This is a genomic window from Parabacteroides sp. KHUB-03 (assembly GCF_056640975.1).
On the sequence record NZ_CM153257.1, the window covers coordinates 3,182,264 to 3,200,542 of the forward strand.

Below are 18,279 nucleotides of genomic sequence, written 5' to 3' on the forward strand. Positions count from 1 at the left end.
AGATCAACTTCCGGAGCAAATACACCCTCAATTTTACAACTTAGTATATAAGATTCTCACGAACCCTTATCTCATGCAGGTAATCTTACCAGCTGAGATTCCTTCCATTCGGAAAATCCTTCGATTACTTTATTCATCCGAAACAACAACCGGTCGTCTGCAACCAGCTTCAAAACAGTATTAGGCGATAAAAGCAAATACATATTATCCGCCGGCAACATAGCCTTTAATAATACGACATCGTATCCGTCACGAACGACTTCCCTTTTTAGCTTAACCGGCACATCCAATGATGCCAAGTAATAAGCAGAACGTTCATAAGCACACCATTCATTGTCCTCAAGATACAAATAGACCCCATCGGAATTATCAATTTCAGATGTCAGAACCCGCTCTACTGTAGTCGAGCTTTCCATATCCCACAATTTTTTACATGCATATTAGTACTACAAATATATTTTCTTTGTCTGCCAGTTAAAGTAGGTAATTACATCAATTTTCTAGTTAAAACTATCAAATAGTACATTATCATCCCGTTTTTTCTGCAATTCTATCAAATTAGCATCCGCTTCTTTCACACCGGCGGCTTTTGCCTGCTTCAACAGGATTTCGGCCTCATCCAAATTACCTTGCATCAGGTTCAAAACACCACGTGAATGAATGGCTTCCGGCGAATTAGCGGCTTTTTTCAAATAGCCTTGTGCAACATCGAAATCTCCTTTTGTCAAAGCAATATTTGCAGCATTCAGATTGGCTACCGGATCATTCGGATAAATACATACAGCTATATCAAATACTTCATTATACTCTTTACTACCGGTTTCATAGCTATTAGCCACTGCAAACATTTCACTCAGGCTTAATTGCTTCGGATTCGTTTTAATCACTTCACGTCCTTCTTCCACAGTAAAGAAACGAACCGTATAATCCACTTTATAATCCGAGCGACGAAGTGAAGGATAAATATTCTGCAAGACATAGCGATAAGGAACGCCACCATCAAGTGCCATCAATTGCGCATCTTTTTTATCAGGATCGATATTGCTTTCGATAATAGCCAGCACTTTATCCCGTGAAGGAACAGACTGATCCGCCAGTACCTTTTCACGGAAACCGCCCCAATCCTCAGAACCATTTTCTGTCAGGATTATCCCTTTTGGGAAATCATGCTTTTTACGGACATATTCGGCCAAAGCTTTTACACGATTTTCTGCCAATACCGTATTCGATTTATAAGAACCTTCCGGTGAAGCATATCCTTTAAGGACAATATCTCTCAATTTTACATTTTTATCGTTCACAATCACACCGATTGAATTATCGATTTTAGACAATTCTGTAGCATTATTACGAAAGTCCGGCAAAATCTGGTATTTGTTTACAACAAACTCCAAGTAAGCTGTACCCACTTCTGCCCGATGTTTTTCAGTTTCTGCCACCGGTGAAATATAAACCAGCGTAGTAGCCACCTGATAACGCTCATCAGGACGCATACGAACTTTATCGGCAACCAACAACGGAGTACCCGGTGTTTCTTTACCACAACCACACAAATCCTGGTCCAAAACCAGTTTGGCATTTTTCATCCAAGGTTCAAAGGGTATATCCAATTTATAATTAACCTGCTGCATTCCATCAGAAACCTTCAACACCGTATAACGAGGTTCATCTTGTAAATTATGCAAAGCAATTTCACGGTTATATACCTTCTGGCGGTTTTTGCCATTAATCAAAACAGAAGGTAAACCATTCTTTTGCGTAGAACTTTCAAGAACAGGAGTTAATGTCAGCGAATTCCTAGACTTTACCACATCTGCAGGAATCATAATAACCGCATCGATATAAAGCCGTCCACCTTTTTCCACCAAATCGTTACAAACAACCTTCACCGGCGAACCAACCGTCTGAGCCATAGCCAGCGGTGAACCCAAAGCCAGCAAGATTACCAGCATACATATATTTATCTTTTTCATCGCTTCGTTATTTAATAAAGTAAATAATAGAAACAGCCGCTTTTGTCACACCAAAATAATCACGTGTTTCAGCAGGCAACTTATTTCCGCAGGTAGCACAAGGATATTCATTATCTTTCATGTGCGCCCAACCAAGACCCAAAGCAGCTTCAATGCTCCATCTATTACTCAAAACCCATTGATAACCATAAGTCAAACCTGCACCATACAAATATCCCTGATAACGGCGGTTTTTCAGACGATCACCCAAAAGGCTAAATCCACCCACATTATAATCTGCATAATGTGCATGTAAACCAAAGAAATGGCCATTGAATTTCTCACATAACCAGTAACGTGCTTCAGGTTGCACCATCCAATGCTTCCACCTGGCCTGGTCACCCATCATCCAGCCATTATAGTTGCCGGATATGTCAAGAGACCATTTTTTACCCAGCCCTATTTCCGCTCCCAAATTTATAGTAGCCGTAGCGTCATAGAGCAAGTTCGATTTCACTGCAAACTTCTGTCCGTATGCGCTCGACATACCAACTAGAAGGAGAAAGAGGAAAAGGACTTTTTTCATATATCTTTTGTTTATATTTTCCAGATTAAAACCAAAACTACAACAAGGTTATTTAAAGCATTGCGTACGTTATTCAACACAATCACGAACACAACGCACAAATCCATATCTTGTATCGGTAGTACGGGTAATTCCTAAACCACCTTCGCTAAAGAAGAAGCCTTCGCATGTATGTCCTAAATAATCTTTACCTGAATTATTTTTACCGGAGAATTTTGTACGGGCTACATAATTCATATAATTCCCGCTTGTTCCCTTTGATATATCCAGCGCTCTCACTAACAAAGTAAGTTCCCGCTGATTCGGAATACGCCAACCTTTCGGACACCCTCCTTGTTCTTCTGTTTTTGGTATATAATTAGGTGATACTCCGTTTACATCACTCCATTTTCCACCTGTCTTATTTTCATTATAAATCAAAAAGGATTTGTATGGCTTTGTGTTTTCAGAAAGTTCAGTGTGCATAGCCAATTGATTACCACCATCAGAAGAACTGCGAAGTGCCTTCTTATCCATATATCTCAATTCCAACTTATCATAATTTTCTCCATTATAAATCTTTTTACTCTTAGACCAAATTTGAATTTTACTATCGTCCGGTTTATCAATCCGGCCTAAATAACGTGCACAACGGACAGAATGCCGATGCCGTTTCTCATATTCAGCATAGTCACTCGTAGAAATGCCTTCTTCCGCCCATAATATATTTCTGAAATTTTCCGCTTCGGCACCTTTGCTATTTGCATAATAATGTAGTGTATTCTCACTATTAGCCGGAAAAAGGATAGCCGCCGGGTCATACGCATCTTGTCCCATAACGAAATCCTGGTATTGAGACAAAGATGGTAAAAACCACTTTATTTCATTTTCCTTAACCTGATCGGAAATATTTCCCATATTTCTGTTACGAGACATACATGCATTATATGCCTTTGTATAATTACTCAAATTTCCTGATAAATAAGGAACACTGTTCCAGTTGGGCCACCGAACTTCCGAATGAGATAATACAGTCAATTCCCTTATCATATTAGCACGCCCATCCGTTGTTTGCCCCCAACCATAAGGATTTCCATAAGAATATTTTCCGTTACCATTGTTACTAACAGCAGATTTTTCAAACATATCCGTCTCATTCACCCACTCTATTCCAATTGCATATTCAGAAGTACCATCTGTCGAATAATAAGTTTGAATAGAACGTTGTGAAATAACATAGGCTGCATCCGTAAGCGAACTACTATTAACACTATCAGAATAAAACTTTGTTTTACAAAGAATCAACATCTCACGATTCGGTTTATTCGCAAATTCCCACCAATTCAAATTATCATAATAATATTCATCAACAAATGCAGTGACAACAAGTTTATTATTTGTATATGAATCTTCATTCTTCAATTTTTCAACTAATTGTTTAATAGTAAGTAAAGAGGAAGATCCGTCTCCCGGATAATTAGCTTTTTGGGTATCATTATCATTATTTACTACAAAATGTATCCAGTTATCATCCAAGTCTGCAGAATTATCGTCCGGCCCTAACACCTGAAAATCATTTACCGGAGTCTTAACTTTGTATGTAGGTTTCCATTTTGCATCAGTTCCTATTATATCTGCTTTTGTAAAAGTCAGTACCCTTGCTTCATAATGAGCATCACACAATTGAATCGGCTGAGTAGCCTCCGTATAAATAAAATTACCATCCGCTACCGATGTCGGTTCCTTCTTAACAACTTCCAATACAATATCATTAATTCCCTTCACTTTAACATTATATGTATACCGGGTATTACGTATTGTTTTGTAATCCTCTAAATTTGAAGCAGAAGAACCGCCATAGCTAGCTTCGCCAAGAGGAATATAATAAGTAACGTCTCCCTCAACTTGTGAAGTAGAAGGCTTTTTGCCCGGATCAAAATCTTGATATTTATCAGCAGGCCCTTTATAATATCCTTTCAAGATAATATAAGTGGCATTCTCCGGCTTTTTACTATACCGCTCTTTATACGAAATAGATTCAGACAAAGTCTTGCGGTTTTCCATCATATAAAACGTGAAACCTTTCTGTCCCACAGCAAAAGGATATTCCTGAGCAGAAAAATAAGAAATATCTCCATTAAAGTCCTCTTCACGTTCAAACAAATAGCACTTGTCCGGTATTTCTGCAACCTGCCATGTCTGAGGCGTAAAGGAACCATTACCAGGAATCTTCGATACTATTTGAAAAGAAACAGAGGCTACTACACGATGTAACCAAATCTTACCGGCGAGTGTTTTTGCTGTCGAAGAAATCGATACGCTCCCCATGGTGTTTCCTTCTGAAGCGACAGAATCATCATAAATACCGGCCATCAAGAACTTACCATCAATCAAGTCGATAGCCTGCTGTGATAAATCGGCTGTAGCCGACAGAAACTGTTCCTTTGTAATACAGTCTTTTAATTTCGCAGCTAATTTGGTATAATTTGCAGATTCCAAATTGGCTACAGCATAAATATAATTTGTACCGGACAAGGTTTTAAATCCTGTTAATACACCTTCACCTGTAGCATCCAGACTAAAAGATTGATATCCGATGCGATCGCCTGAAGTATTAAAGGCAAATACCGTAATATCAGATACACGATCAGCATATTGATCCTGATTTTCCCCCGTTGCACGTGTTATCACCTCCGGCGTATTCGGCATGAACGATAAACTTAACGTAACAGGAATCCCTTCTTCATACGTCTCGCCCTTTTCCACCAGAGCATCCTCATTACAGGAAACAATAAAATATCCTCCGATAATCAATAGTACTATGTATATATATTGTTTCATAAACCAATATTTTTCTTATTAATTAAATTCTATATTTGTATTGACAGAAGGCCGCCAGCTACTGACTTTCCAATTTATGTTCATCTCTGCTTTATCGCTTACCGTCACTTTCACTTGCAAACCATATTTCTTACCGGCTACAACACCATAAGGCTCCATTATTCCATCTTGCTTGATTTTGAATGTCGAAGTTTTTTCCTCTTTACCATCTATCTTATAAGTTATTTCCAAAGCCGTTGCATTTAAACCGGTTTCTTTATTTGCAAATGTGAGGAACGCCTTATCTGGCAAGACATTCCCTCCATCAATTGCAGCAATCTTATTATCAATAATAGAAAGGTTATATTCTAAAGCTTTGTAAGTTGCAATGTTTTTCAAATACCCGCTCTGATTTGCATGCAATAGCCTGCAACTTTTCAATTCTACTTTTTTCACACGTGTCTTAAATTCATCAGAAACGCCTTCCGCATAAACGGCTTCAAAAGAACTGAATTCCACGCACGAAGTAACCTGGTCGACCTTAATTGTTACCTCCTCTGTAGGATATTCACCACCTTGATATTTATCCGGAGTACTGGATACACCTTCTACAGTAAATTCAACAGCTTGAGGCTCTCCATTTACTTTAATCATAGCATCCAAGTCTTCCTTGCTTAGTTCAACGCTTCTCAAACCACTTAAAGTGGACTGTTCTTTCAATGCAGCGGTTGTTGCCTGAGAAGCATTTGCTATGGCAAGTACAGTCAAGTTTTTTCTTACTTTGGTAAGAACCTTACTATCATTATCTGCCCATCCAATAATATTATTACCTTCCAATAGAAAGTAGACAACAGAATTAATTGTTATTTCTGCCTGGGCTGCTCTTGCTTGCACTCCTCCTATATTAAAAGATACATAAGCCATTTTATCGCCGGTTACTATCCCTGGAGTTTCAGTTTTATCCATATCGTTTAATACATCATCCTCGGATGTACAAGCAAACAGGATAACAGCCATAAAAAAGATAGTAAATATTGTTTTTAGTTTCATAACCCTATTATTTATATGCATTTCATTTTCTTTTCTGTCACAAAAGTAGAGCTATTATATAGGCATGGCTATAGGCGAAACTTTCAAGATTAATAGGTAAAAATAGCATACCGGCAGATTGATAGGCACACCCTTTAGATACGATAGAAACACCGTTTTTAAGATTAGGTACGGCCTGTATATATAAAACAAATCATCCCGATGTTTTTTCAAAAACATCGGGATGATTTTATAAAATGATCGGGGAGAAATTTTTATTATCAATTTGCATCATTCTCTGCCTGATCTACAATTTGCCATGGATAGGCAACAACCGTTGCACTTACATAAGCATTCATTTCTATATTATCCTCATCTCTGGAACCTTCACCCGTAATAATAACTTCTATCCGATACACATGATTAGGCTTTACTTTTATTGGCTCATCATTGTCTTTCAGGAGAACGCGGAAATGTCTTTCTTCTTCTATTCCTGCATTTTTAAAAAATCCGGAGATAACCAATGCTGTTTCACATACATTTACATTATCTCCTTTCTCAGGATTAGCAAACGTATATCTGAAAAATTTATCAATAGCAGAATTATCTGTCCAATCACCAACCAGTCCTTTTGTATAACCGGTAGTATATTTCTTATACAAAGCAGGAACCACTTCAGAGCCGGGTTGTATCCAACCGGCCCGGTCTCCAGGTTTAAGTTTGTCAAACATGGCAGATTCATATCCTTTATAATAAACATAGCTTGGGTTGTTTATAGAATTTATAGACGAAACGCTACGGGCATTTGCCAACCACAGTCCTGTTAATTTAAACTCCGCATTCTTATATGTTTCTTCTTGAAAACTTACGGTTATTTTATCTACCTGAATACGGGCAACTAAACGATTTAAAGCTATTGTTCCTGCAGCCTGCTGAGTTGTTTCCGTATAAACGAAAGCGGATGTAGACGATTTAATCCAGTTTTCATTTCTAGTAGTCTGCGTCGTTCCATTTTCTGTCTTTTTCACTGTAGGACGCACGCCTGTGAATTGGATTGTATCGCTTGCCATAGGCAAAACGTCTCCTATCTGGTATTGGTCGCAACTTTTTGTAACAACAACCGTATTAAAGTCGTCCATACTATAGATAGAAGCAACATTATCTGTGGCATTCGCAACCAATACAGCATAGAATTTATCATTTGTAGCACCTCCTTTTTCATCTACCGGGGTAACTTTTATAAGTATATCTTTGATCTCGGATATACCATTCTGGTTCGTCTCATCTTGATAAGCTACACGTTTTCTGGTAGCAGCGTCAAATATAAGGGCTGTCAGACGAGTTATTTTCGTTTCATTGTTCAAATTTTGTTCACCCTTGTCATCCGTTATGGATCTTGTCTGGGTATTCGATTTTGCAACAAACGATATATATGCATCCACCGGTTCCTTCGGTATATTATTATCAATAATATCGTCTTCGTTAGAGCAAGCGCCAAAAGCAATTAATGCCATAAGCGAGAAAAATAAATATCGTAGTTTCATAAATTATTGATTAAAATGTTTGTATTCTTTTTTACCCTTATATTGAATTATTCATAAGAAGCCTCCTGGCGAATATTCCCCCAATTTGCAATAGATACGACACAGTCGAGCGTGATATCCACCGGAGTTGAAGGTATTGGAGGTGTAGGATATTGATCGCCGTCAAAACTATTTTTACCAAATGTAATGCCTATCTGGTAAACATAATTTCTCTTTATATAATTATGATTATATCCTCTATCCTTGCCATTCTCATTAATTGTAACGAAAAATTGTTTTCTTTCAGACAGATAACCGCCTGAGGCCTGCAATGTTGCATCTATCACCAACTGAGTAGCATTTTCACTTGCTCCGTTTTCCATTACATAAGCATAATAAGAAGTATCGGTTATAGGTGTTTCTGCATTTACTGTCCTATTTAGAGTATTCCGGGCAACTTCGTCTGACAAATAACCAGGTATCTCAACCATTCCCCAATCTGCAGCACTGAAGTAACGGGAAGCTGTTTTTACTTTTGACAACCAAATATTATTCACCCTAACCGTACGCCCGGACAGTATCGAACCGGAGAAATTAGTACGGATACTCGCCACATCTATACGGGCTGCAACACGCGTCAACAGGATCGGATCGTTCAAGCCGCCGACATTAGCCTGCGAAGTACCATACCCAATATAATTATCATCCGTATTCGATAGTATAACAGAAATCAGCCGGCTACTCATTGTCAGGTTATTTTGCAATTGCGATGACAATTCTACTATTTTGTTTTCAAATGCAGTATAGTTATTTACATCCTCAAAGGAACCTTGAGGAACATTTGCAACAATGGCAATCTGTACATTACCGGTCTGCATCTCAACATCAGTGATTTCAGCAGTTCCATCGGCCCCAACTGTAGACTGCCACTTAGAGCCTAACACTTGAGTACCATTTTCATTAAATATGATAGCAGTCAAATTATTAATTGCAGCTTCACCCGGCAGTTCATTCTTATCAGCAGCCCGCGTAGCTAAACCTCCTATCGCTTCTACTTTGACCGATATACGCCCTGTTTTTCCTGCTTGCGGTATTTCTGTTTCGTCATTTTTAGAACAAGAAGCGAAAGCTTGCAAAACAAAGAATATCAGTATTATATTTTTCAATTTCATATCGTGATAATTTTCGAATTTATTTAACAGGATCAGAGCTCATGTTCTTCCTTCACCACACCCCAGGGACGTACACTAACTTTAACACCGGAAATCAATCCGTCTTCACCAAACTGAATCAGTACGTATTTTAACTGTCCGGGTTCGACAGTAATCGGATCATCTATCTGATCAGACTCTTTACGTCCAAGCAACTGCTTGTTAAGATTCAATGTCACATCCATTTTTTCACCGGGACAAAGACGATGGTTTTTAGGCGTGTACCATTCTTTACCAATCGTACTCGTACCCCAATCTCCCGCAGGATTATAATAGACACTATCACCAATAGTCTCTCCTTTATAATTATATGAATCCAGGGTACGATTCAAATAGAAATTACACATCGGATCATCTGCTTTCAAGGTACGGGCATTAATAGCATATTGCAAACCTTCTGTCTCAATATGAATCTCTCCCGTACGCGGTCTGACCACAATTGTATCATTTACAGTAATACCATCTCCTACCGAAGCACGAATCACTTCCAGCGAACCAAAATAAAGGTCGTCTGCCGAAGTTGCCATATCGGTTTTAGATGCATCTTCGGGATCTGTCGTACGGTTTATTGTCACTTTCAGATCAACGGCAGTCTTTAAACTTTTCGTAACAGTTGTCTTATCGGCATCATCTATATTTCCCCAAGCAACAACCGTCAATTTTGCATCGGCAGAATAACCGTTCAGAACAATCTCCCGGCGTCCGGCAATAAAGTCCTGGTCAAGTGTGCGCGTTTCCAAATAATTGCCTTTTTCATCGAAAATGAACAGAGAGGCATTAGGCACGTCCCCCGGAACAGCCTCCGTAATGTCATCCCCTTCCGCATTGACAACCTTCAATGTCAATTTATAGCCCGGGCACGGATCAAGATCATCATAAATACTACAACCGGCCAGTAATATCGATATACAAAATGCAAAAAGCAACCGCCTGTTTATAACTGAAATATATTTCATAATAATTTATTTTCCTTCTATATTTATATTACTTTAGTCTACCTCCGTACCACTCATATCTACAATTTTCCAATTGCTAACCTTAACGGCAACACTTGCATAAGCATCTTGCAGCAAATCGAATGGCTTATCCGAGCCTGGTCCACGAATTATCATATTGATTGTATAAAACTTATTTCGTTTTATATATGAATGTTCTATATCCGAGTAGTTTTCAACTTTACCGGTTTTGTTCACAATCAAAGTATAGTAGTAGTCATTTGAAACCTGCATACCTATCTTTTTATCTTTATAAGAAAGCCTGGCCTTCACAACCATAAGTGTAGGCATTTCTTCATCTTGATTTTCATAAACATAAAACATACGTCCAAGCGGAAATCCTCCACCCACAGAAATATGACCGCCATCTTTTTTGCTTGGGTCCAGAACTTCATTGATTGGCAAAAACGCAAAATATCTATTTCGGAAACAAAGATCTACATTCGGTAAAAAATCTTTATATGTCTGATCGCTATTTATAAAATCATACCATAGCAGACTTTCATTCACACTATTCGCAAACTTCTTCATATTTCCGGTTTCATCTTTTACTGCCGGGTTACCACACCAAAACTGCAAAGGGATTTGATTCTTGTCTGTTTCTGTTTTAATTTCCAAAGCTCCACACGCATTTTCAGCTTCCATATAAGACGAATTCTTCACATTCGCCAGAAAAAGGGACAAAGGCATTAATGTTGCATTTTCGCTATATTCATCTTTAGGTTCAAACCGAAGATTAGACAATTGTACCCGGGCTAATGCACGGTATAAAGGAATACCTGCATTTTTATCACCATCAACCCCGATTTTATTTTCCACATCAGCAAGGAGAGTAGTACTGATCACTCCGCTCGTCATTACAATATTTCCATTCAGCTCCCGATCCAAATGGAGAGTATCACCCATAAAAGCATCCAACGTTTTCAGGCCTTCAAATTTTAATACTGGCACATTTGCAAATACCAACAATTTCACTTTACCTGATTTTACAGGAATCTGTCCTAAACTTGTTACACCTCCTTTTTCTGAGGTCACATCCAAAGAGTGCTTCAAAACAATCAGTTCACCGGAAACCATATCCGGATAAGCTCCATCATTAAACACTGCAACTGTCAATGAATTTATATATCCCTCTGTATTTTTCACATCAACAATATCTCCCAAGCTTGATCCCGGATCAATCTCGGCCCGGGTTTGGAAAGCTCTTGTTTGAGCAGATTCATCCTTTACGGCTATCGATAGTGTTGCATCCGGAATATGTTTAACTTCTTCCTGTATTTTATCATCGCCCGAACAAGAGGAAAACAGTCCGCAAATTGATAAGAATAATAGAAAAATATTCAGTTTCATTTGATATATTTTATACATGTTATCTACTTCATTTTTACGATACAAAGATAAGATGCCCACAAGAGGTTGCAGATAGGTGGCTCTCTCTATATTAATAGGTAAATCCATCAACTTTTTCCGATTGATAGGATTGCCTGCATAATGCAATGTTTGCAATGCTTTACCACAAAAAAAGATCCCCCGGAAATTTTACTATCCGGGGGATCTCTCACTATATTAATATACTACCTTATTCAAATTCGGCAGTTTGTTCGATTATTCCATAAGGAGCTACTTTTACGAAGCAATCAAGTGTAGCTGCTACCGGATCCGGGTCAGGAGTGTTGCTACCTGTGCCTGATAATGTCAAATCGATCTGATAACGCATATTGCGATCAATTTTACCAGTTCCTTTGCTTGAATCGGAACCTGAAGAAAATGTACCCGTCTCATTCACAATAATCGTATAGCATCTGTTAGCTAAAGTCTTCTCAACACCATTTGCAGTTGTATACTTAACAGTACCTTTAACAATCAACCAAGTCTTATTATTTGTATTCTGATTTGCATATACATAGAATGAATCTGCCACAGCAAAAGCAGAGCCTTGAGACTGTATGTCCGTAATTACATTGCTTGAAGTATAAGGTTGAGCATAGTAAGCCAACGGATCTGCATCCCCTTTAGAACCTGAATAAAATCCGGTTGTTGTATAATAGGTAGAACCTTTAGCCTCCGTTCCTGCACCAATCAATAAAGTTTGTTTCGGAGCATTTTTCAAATAAACACTATCCAATGTAAATGTAGCATTTTTATATGCAACAGGATCTTTCATTTTTAATGAAATTGTATTTACTACCACCTTCGCTACATTACGATACAAAGTAATATCAACGGAACCTACTTTATTATAACCTCCAATTGAGCTTGCCGCATACAAGTTTGGACCTGTAATTAAAGAGCCGGTTGTTATAACTTCGCTACTCATAGTCAAACCTGCACCGGTTGCAACTTCAACAACATCACTACCGTCTACAAGGTTCTGAGTTACCGTCTGAAACTCTCCGATTGTTGATTTTCCATTGAAATCAGCAGCTCGTTTGTTTGCAATAGCCAACACTTTATAGGTATTACCGGAAATCAAACTATTAACAGTAGGAGTACGTCTGATTGCACCGTTACTGGCTGTTGTATCCTTAACAGCAACAAGACTTCCGTCTGTATTAAAAACGGCAACAACTAACGAGTTGATTTGATCTTCTGTACTGGTCTCGGCAATAGCTCTTGTTTGAGTACTCGAACTAATCCCAATTACCAAAGAAGCATTCCCTTTATCCGGAGTCGGATTTACACCAATAACATCGTCTTCCTTAGAACAAGAAGCGAGAATACATGCAATGACAGATGCATAAAGCAAATTTCTCATTTTCATAATTTTAATTATTAATTTTGTGAATATTATTTTTATTTTCCTTTACTATATTATTACGTACAATAATAACTGCAGCTTTTAGAACCTTAGCGGAACTTTGTATACCCTATACAGGTTCGTTGTTTAAGTTTTACGATGCAAATGTATATTCCCCTCAAAAAACAACAGATAGAAAAATGTATCAATTAATATCGGTAAAAAAGTCAACCCGTTTTTTATCAGCACTTTGATAGAAACACACTGTAAAAAGAGAGAAAATACAAGATTTATTTACAGGGCAGGCTAAAAATAAAAAACCTCTCCAATTTAAATTGGAGAGGTTTTTAAAATATGATTTTATTTGATACCGATTTATACAGGCACACCATACTGGGAAGGGGTTACACCGTATTGTTCCGTAAAACGCTTACGGAAAGTAGCCGTATCATTAAATCCAACCATCTCTGCCACCTCTTGCACAGAATATTGTTGGGTAAGAAGAAGTTCTGCCGCTTTTTTAAGACGGACAGTCCGGGTTAACTCTAAAATACTACAATCCGAATATTGTTTTATTTTACGGTATAATGTTGGCAGGCTCATATTCAATGAGTCTGCCAACACCTTTGCTTCAAAGGTGGAATCATCCAAGTGTTGTTCTATATTTTTCATTACTGCATCCATAAACGGGTTGGAATTCTTACTATTTGAAGAAGATATATCAACGGTATCCTCTTCGCCGGAATTAACTCCTGCCGAACCGGCAAAATATTGCCAAAGTTCTTCACGGCGTTTCAATAATCCGTTTATTTTGGTACGAAGTATTTCTATATCAAAAGGCTTTGTAATATAATCGTCTGCCCCCGCTTCTATACCAACAACAATATCTTCACTTTCCACTTTAGCCGTCAGCATAACAACAGGTATCTGAGCAGTACGGCTATCACTCTTAAGTTCGCGGCAAGTTTTTATACCATCTTTTACAGGCATCATTACATCACAAAGAATCAAATCCGGTAATTCCCTGAAAGCCACTTCAAGGCCTTCTTCTCCATTCCGGGCTTCCAGTATCTGATATTCTTTATTAAATATGTGTTTAAGAAACCAACGTATCTGATCGCTATCATCAATAATCAGCAATTTCTTTCCCATCGTAATTTTCTTTTGCGAAATAATCCGGATCAGATTTGCAATCTCTTCTTTCTGATCTTCATTCAATTTAACCAAATCAGCCTCCGGTTCAACAAATTCCACCCGTCTTTCGAGCAAATGTTGTTTCCCTAATGGTAGATATAATGTATAAGAGGTTCCATTATTATTAAGTTCGCGTTTATAAATCCCCCCTATATCATTCACCATATCAATAATCTGTTTCAAACCACGACGAGCAGTTTCGTTTTCATCCAAACCTTCATCTTGAACAGATAAAGCACAATAAGCTTTCTTATCCTTACGAACAACAGAAATATCCAGAATAACTTTTCCATAGCTAAAGGTATTTTTAAATGCATTTGTCAACAAAGTACGCAACGCATATTCAAACTTACGGCGGTCTAGCCAAAGCCACAGCATATCTGTCTGGGTATTAACTCTGAAATCTATATTATTCATAGCAACCCAATCCACAAACAAATCACAAATCTGACGAGACATATCGACCATATCATATCGGGCAATACGCAAATAATTAGCTACATCATTATTAAAACGCGTTCCTACTAACTGATCCGCCAAATCTTGCAGAGCCAGCGTATTACGATAAGCAGAAAGTAGTTGAGTAGACATTTCTTCTCCCGGATTTTTATTTTGGACAATTAAGGCCAGAGAGCCTAATACCAAAGATAACGGAGTTCGCATCTCATGAACCGTTTCGACGAAGAAGGTATCTTGTATATTTTCGGCATCTTTTACAAGTTGGTTTGCTATTTCTTCTTTTTCGGTAACTTCACGCAACATGGCATCATTCTCTTTTATCTTGGCAACAAGCATTTGTTCCAACTCACGCTTATTACCCGACAAAGTAGAAATGGAAATTTCCTGTTGTTTCAGCTTTTCCTGTAATTCATTATTGATCGTTTTCAAACTCGCATTATCGCCTTCTTGTTCTACAACTTTCATTTTCAATTTTTCATAATCAGACTGCATCTGCATAAAAATACTGACAGATGATTTTTGCCTGAATACATATATAAACAGGGTTAATGAAAATAAAGCCAACAAAATAATTAGAGTAACTTCCATAAGAGTTAAAATTGGTTGTAATTACAGTTTTCAATATCTCAAAATATCGTTCTTATTTTTAAGATACTACATATACAAAGGTCTAAATAAAAATTCATATCAGAAAGTAAATTAAAAGAAAGTTTTGCTATCAAATAATCTTTATTTAATAACAAAAATATTCAACTGCAAATAATTGGATCACCACCTAATGCTATAGATACAAAATAAAACGAACACGCATGATTTTGACATGAATACACCCATATAGACACGTTTAGCACCTATTTTGAAACAATCACAACACATAAAACGCCATTAAACGACTCATTTAACATGTTTTATATTGTATTTTTTAAAATATCCCCAGTTTATATTTGGAAGGATAGAAATAGTATCTACATTTGCAGCATAACGAGGCAAGAAAACCGGATGAGGGTCCGGAATTCAAAGGAAGACAAAAAGAATGAGGGTTCTTCTTCCTTATACAAGTTAAAATTTAATGCATATAAAAAATTCAAAGGTTATGAAAAAAAACGGCATTTCTGCAAGCACTTTTTTTGCATTTACGTTATCATTTGTTATGATATTTTCATTCAATGCATGTTCTTCTGACAGTGAAGATGCTATAAGCAGTGGTATAAATGATACAAAATCAGAGCCTACATCCAATCCATATTCATTAGTAATTAAAACTTTAGCAAAAGGTCAAGATATTACAACAAAAGGCGCCGTTAAAAATGCGACCTTGTTTGTGTTTAATGAGAACAATGAATTTGTAAAACAGATCAACCTTGACAAATCAATTCTTTTACAACGCAAAGCAGTTTCTATAGATTGTCCGGATTCCGACCGGATCACTGTCATTGCGTGGGGTGGTTTATCTGAAGGTGAAAATGTAGCCTCCCTGGATTCAGCAAACATTATTTCCGATTTAAAAATACAATTACAACAGAACAATGGTGTTGTAACGGCTGCTCTCGGTGATTTATTCTATGGACAAATTACATTAAATCGTCCTGTAACCAAATCTTCTGACATTCAAACATTAAACATAGAGCGCAAAGTATCTTCTTTAGCAATCAATACAAAAGGAGTCAATAAAAAATATGGAACGACCGAAGGTTCTTATTATTACAAAGTGAAAAAATCCAAAAGTTCATTTAATTACAACGGAGAATTAACAGGTAATGAAGTTGAATATATTATTCCGGCCTATTTTAACGACAATAACGAGCTTGTTACAGAAACAACCCCAATTTTGCCTGCCTATAATATCGTAATAGAGCTTTATAGAGACAATGAAATGATTTTTTCGAGTAAAAATGCAAAAAATGGCGAAATATCGTCAGCAAACGCAGGAGAACAGGTAAATGTAAATTTTAACATCACACTCAATAATTGTTCTATTAAAGTAACTCCCTGGAACACAATTATTCAAAATGTTACAGTAGGTTAAAAAAATAAGCATTCAATTTTTCATATGCATATCGGCGCACATTCGGATTATTCAGAATGCGCACTCTTTTTTTTTCAAATATCCAAATCTTGGCAATAGGAATACATATGTTTTTGATACTTTCGCATATGTAAATATTTGCTAATAAAAAAAACACATACATATACACTGATTGCAAATGTATCATATTGATACGAATACATACCAATATATATTTCCACCCTATAACAGGTAATACTATCAATGAGTGCAAAAATATCACCTGTGATTATTTTACACATATAAATAACACAGAATAAAACACTGATAATACATTTGCATAGCAATATAATATGTTTAACATTTATTAATTATCACAATATACTTCATATAAAAAACTCCATTTATATTTGTAATGTTTACGAGAGATTCTGAGTTTTAACAAGGGTTTATAACTCAATATGGATTTTTCTCGCAGAGTATAGGGTTTATTTTAAGCATATAAATAAAGGAATAGGAAAGGGTAAAATTTTCACAAATTGTTTTTGTTATAAAATATGCCTAATCCTTATTTGAGTTTATCAATAGTTAATGTGCTTTGAGAAAAGAAATTATCTGCTGTAAAATAAGAATATTCATATAATTTTTATTTTACGGAAGTTTTAATGTAGAACAAGTTTGCAAAGTAATTACAGACAACTTTACCAGATGTCTTTAATTTACTAAACAAATATTGACCCTCAATTTTTTATATGCATATTGGCGCACATTCGGATTGTTCCGCGTGTGCGCTCTTTTTTTTTGCATTCGACACAAACACCTCGTTCTTATGATACAAATACACCTTCCGGGGAATTATCCGATAAACTATTTTTGCAAACAGAAGACACAATACAATTTGTGAAATTTTACCCTATACTCTGTTTGTATAAATCCCTTAATTTGTACAAGCAAACCTAATTAATATAACCGTGAGGTTACATAATTATAAACCCCAGATTGCTAAACAATCTGGGGTTTACTTTTTACGGTAGAATCTTAAGTTATACCAAAAGAAAAAAGGCCTCTGAATATTTCAAAAGCCTTTTTATTTGTAGCGAGACCCGGGATTGAACCGGGGACCTCATGATTATGAATCATGCGCTCTAACCAGCTGAGCTATCTCGCCATCTTTTCTTTGATTGACGCTGCAAAAGTAGAAGTTATTTTTATATTATGCAACATTTAAGCGAAAAAAATCAGCAATTTTCAAGCATTCCAAACTAAATTATTAACTGTGAGAAGTTTTTTTTCAAACAAACTATTGTCTGTTTTCAAATCTTTTGTGTATCTTAGTGCGCAATAAACAGTGTTACCGATGAAAAAAGAAAAATTTCATATCGAATACGTTTTTGAAAAAGTCTCCAGAAGAAGTTTGTGGAATCACCTCACTACCCCACCCGGATTGTCTGCATGGTTTGCAGACAATGTAATCGTAAATGATAATATATACACCTTTATTTGGAACAAAGATCAGGAAAAAGCAAAAGTGTTATCTATGAAAGCAGAAGCCAGCATCCGCTATCGCTGGATGGAAGAAGAAGACGAAAACGCCTATTTCGAATTCATTATACATACAGTGGAGCTCACCGGTGCCACTTCTTTAGAAATTACTGATTTTGCAGAACCTCATGAAAAAGCAGATTCTATTGAATTATGGGACTCGCAAGTAGAAGAATTGAAGAGAACCCTAGGGATTTAGGGTAGTTTTAGAGAAATAGTAAGGTTCATATCGTTTTTTACGCTACTT

Annotated in this window: 13 protein-coding genes and 1 tRNA gene; 2 read left to right on the top strand and 12 right to left on the bottom strand. The window is 36.8% G+C overall.

What is annotated here, in order from left to right; translation table 11 throughout:
- Positions 1-71 precede the first annotated feature (71 nt).
- The 11 genes from ACYIB7_RS13740 to ACYIB7_RS13790 form a co-directional block, all read right to left on the bottom strand.
- Complete coding sequence (locus tag ACYIB7_RS13740; protein ID WP_103982758.1) at positions 72-416, bottom strand: hypothetical protein; 345 nt, start codon at positions 414-416, stop codon at positions 72-74.
- 84 nt (positions 417-500) lie between these two features.
- On the bottom strand, positions 501-1,973 hold the full coding sequence (locus ACYIB7_RS13745; RefSeq protein ID WP_103982759.1) for a DUF3868 domain-containing protein: 1,473 nt from the start codon (positions 1,971-1,973) through the stop codon (positions 501-503).
- Between the two features lie 7 nt (positions 1,974-1,980).
- On the bottom strand, positions 1,981-2,538 hold the full coding sequence (locus ACYIB7_RS13750; RefSeq protein WP_103982760.1) for a DUF3575 domain-containing protein: 558 nt from the start codon (positions 2,536-2,538) through the stop codon (positions 1,981-1,983).
- 69 nt (positions 2,539-2,607) lie between these two features.
- Positions 2,608-5,358 carry a fimbrial protein gene (locus tag ACYIB7_RS13755; protein WP_480337459.1) on the bottom strand — a complete coding sequence of 917 codons (2,751 nt, stop codon included), beginning with the start codon at positions 5,356-5,358 and terminating at the stop codon, positions 2,608-2,610.
- 18 nt (positions 5,359-5,376) lie between these two features.
- Positions 5,377-6,387, bottom strand: coding sequence for a hypothetical protein (locus tag ACYIB7_RS13760; RefSeq protein WP_480337460.1), 1,011 nt, complete (start codon positions 6,385-6,387; stop codon positions 5,377-5,379).
- A gap of 260 nt (positions 6,388-6,647) precedes the next feature.
- Positions 6,648-7,910 (bottom strand): fimbrial protein, encoded by a 1,263-nt coding sequence (locus tag ACYIB7_RS13765; RefSeq protein ID WP_480337462.1) that lies wholly within the window; start codon positions 7,908-7,910, stop codon positions 6,648-6,650.
- Between the two features lie 47 nt (positions 7,911-7,957).
- Positions 7,958-9,061, bottom strand: coding sequence for a fimbrial protein (locus ACYIB7_RS13770; RefSeq protein ID WP_103982764.1), 1,104 nt, complete (start codon positions 9,059-9,061; stop codon positions 7,958-7,960).
- 32 nt (positions 9,062-9,093) lie between these two features.
- A complete protein-coding gene (locus ACYIB7_RS13775; protein WP_103982765.1) occupies positions 9,094-10,056 on the bottom strand; it encodes a FimB/Mfa2 family fimbrial subunit in 963 nt (320 codons plus the stop codon).
- 33 nt (positions 10,057-10,089) lie between these two features.
- Complete coding sequence (locus tag ACYIB7_RS13780) at positions 10,090-11,445, bottom strand: fimbrial protein (RefSeq protein WP_480337464.1); 1,356 nt, start codon at positions 11,443-11,445, stop codon at positions 10,090-10,092.
- A 229-nt stretch (positions 11,446-11,674) separates the two neighbouring features.
- Positions 11,675-12,856 carry a fimbrial protein gene (locus ACYIB7_RS13785; RefSeq protein WP_480337466.1) on the bottom strand — a complete coding sequence of 394 codons (1,182 nt, stop codon included), beginning with the start codon at positions 12,854-12,856 and terminating at the stop codon, positions 11,675-11,677.
- A gap of 351 nt (positions 12,857-13,207) precedes the next feature.
- The gene (locus ACYIB7_RS13790) at positions 13,208-14,950 is read right to left on the bottom strand and encodes a hybrid sensor histidine kinase/response regulator transcription factor (protein ID WP_480338481.1); all 1,743 of its coding nucleotides are present in this window, start codon (positions 14,948-14,950) and stop codon (positions 13,208-13,210) included.
- Between the two features lie 628 nt (positions 14,951-15,578).
- Between ACYIB7_RS13790 and ACYIB7_RS13795 the strand changes: the two genes are divergently transcribed.
- Positions 15,579-16,511 carry a FimB/Mfa2 family fimbrial subunit gene (locus tag ACYIB7_RS13795; protein WP_480337468.1) on the top strand — a complete coding sequence of 311 codons (933 nt, stop codon included), beginning with the start codon at positions 15,579-15,581 and terminating at the stop codon, positions 16,509-16,511.
- 1,073 nt (positions 16,512-17,584) lie between these two features.
- Here the strand turns inward: ACYIB7_RS13795 and ACYIB7_RS13800 are convergent.
- Positions 17,585-17,658: transfer RNA gene (locus ACYIB7_RS13800), tRNA-Met, on the bottom strand.
- Positions 17,659-17,847: 189 nt separating this feature from the next.
- On the opposite strand from ACYIB7_RS13800, the gene ACYIB7_RS13805 reads away from it, so the two are divergent.
- Entirely contained in the window at positions 17,848-18,231 is a 384-nt protein-coding gene (locus ACYIB7_RS13805; RefSeq protein ID WP_099464479.1) for an START-like domain-containing protein, read from the top strand.
- Positions 18,232-18,279: the final 48 nt, after the last annotated feature.